Below are 2,029 nucleotides of genomic sequence, written 5' to 3'. Positions count from 1 at the left end.
GCTTTCAAGTGCAAGCAATTCGAACCCGGCGTGCGCTCGATCGGCGTTCGAAACCCCAACTATTTCAAGGGAGGTCCGAATGTCGATTCATTCGAGTTCTTCGCCATTCAGGATGAAAACGCCCGCATCAATGCTCTTCTCTCCGGGGACATTCATCTCGCTGCGGCGATCAACCCGCGGTCCGTGCGCCTGTTCGATGGCGTCAATGGCTTCGCACTGTCAAAGACGACTTCGGGCAACTACACAGACCTGAACATTCGCATGGACATGGCGCCCGGCAACAACAGGGATTTCGTGGAGGGCATGAAATACCTGGTCAACCGCGAGCAGATCGTCAAGTCAGCACTGCGCGGGTTCGGCGTAGTCGGCAACGATCAACCGGTATCCCCGGCCAATTTCTACCACAACGCGGCCCTCAAGCCCAAAGCGTTCGATCCGGAAAAGGCCAAATTCCATTTCCAGAAAGCGGGCGTTCTCGGTCAACCAATCGAGGTCATCACTTCCGACGCAGCCAATTCGGCGATAGACATGGCCGTGATCGTCCAGGCCACAGCCGCCCAGATCGGCATGAAGCTCGATGTGAAGCGCGTGCCTTCCGACGGTTACTGGAGCAATTACTGGCTGAAGGCGCCGATTCACTTCGGCAACGTCAACCCGCGCCCGACGCCTGACATCCTGTTCTCCCTGCTCTACAAGTCGGATGCTCCATGGAATGAGAGCCGATACACCTCGGAGAAGTTCGACAAGATGCTGGCCGAGGCCCGTGCCTCGCTCGATCAGGCAAAGCGCCGCGAAATCTACAACGAGATGCAGATCATGGTGTCGGAAGAAGCAGGCACCATTATTCCGGCCTACATCTCCAATGTGGACGCCGTCACCGAAAAGCTGAAGGGACTGGAGCCCAACCCGCTCGGCGGCATGATGGGCTATGCGTTCGCCGAGTACGTCTGGCTTGCCACCTGATTGGGCTCCAGCGAGGTCCCTGCCCTGGTCCTGAAATCGGAACCGCGGGCGACGAAATCGCCGGGTGATGTGGGAGTGCGAACGTGAGAAGACAGATTTCGTCGCTCGTGATGAGACGGCTGCTGATCGCCTTGATCACGCTCTTGATCGTTTCCATTGCCGTATTCTCTGCCACCGCGCTGTTGCCCGGCGACACAGCCACCATCCTGCTTGGACAGTCCGCGACGCCAGAAGCCGTCGAGGGTCTGCGCAAGGCGATGCACCTCAACGATCCCGCGATCATCCGATTCCTGAAATGGATCGCCGGCATCTTCCAGGGCGATTTCGGCACGTCCTACGCCAACAACGTGCCGATCGCCAATCTGATACATGGACGCCTTGCCAACACGATGAAGCTTGCAGGATTGACGGCCGCGATCGCCGTGCCATTCGCCCTGACGCTTGGCATCACTGCCGCGATGTGGCGGGGCACGCTTTACGACCGCATCGTTACCGTCGCCACGATCGGTATCATCTCGGTACCGGAGTTCATGATCGCAACCCTGGCCGTCCTGCTCTTCGCCGTGCATCTCAGATGGCTGCCGGCGCTGTCCTTCACCAACGAGATCAAGTCGTTCTATGACCTGATGCGGACCTACGCGATGCCGGTCATGACGCTCACATTCGGCGTGTCTGCGCAGATGATCCGCATGACGCGCGCTGCCGTGGTCGAAACTTTGAACACACCATACGTGGAGATGGCGCTTCTCAAGGGGGCATCGCGTCCCCGGATGGTGCTGAGACATGCACTTCCGAATGCGCTTGGTCCCATCGTGAATGCGGTCGCACTCTCGCTATCGTACTTGCTCGGCGGCGTGATCATCGTGGAGACCATCTTCAACTATCCCGGGATCGCAAAGCTGATGGTCGATGCCGTTTCCACCCGTGATCTCCCGCTGATCCAGACCTGCGCGATGATCTTCTGCCTTGGTTACCTGGCATTGATCACGGCTGCGGACATCGTCGCCGTCCTTTCCAATCCGAGGCTCCGATGACGACATCGACTTCGTCCGGCCGGCGCGGCACT

At 58.8% G+C, this 2,029-nt stretch carries 2 protein-coding genes; both read left to right on the top strand.

Annotated features, from left to right (window positions below; translation table 11 throughout):
* Positions 1-963: ABC transporter substrate-binding protein (locus tag AC1D00_RS38560; RefSeq protein WP_477014286.1), on the top strand; the 963-nt coding region annotated here is incomplete at its 5' end.
* An 83-nt stretch (positions 964-1,046) separates the two neighbouring features.
* On the top strand, positions 1,047-1,997 hold the full coding sequence (locus AC1D00_RS38555; protein ID WP_477014285.1) for an ABC transporter permease: 951 nt from the start codon (positions 1,047-1,049) through the stop codon (positions 1,995-1,997).
* Positions 1,998-2,029: the final 32 nt, after the last annotated feature.

The organism is Bradyrhizobium sp. P2_E8, assembly GCF_056403875.1.
This window is presented reverse-complemented; position numbering and strand designations above follow the sequence as displayed.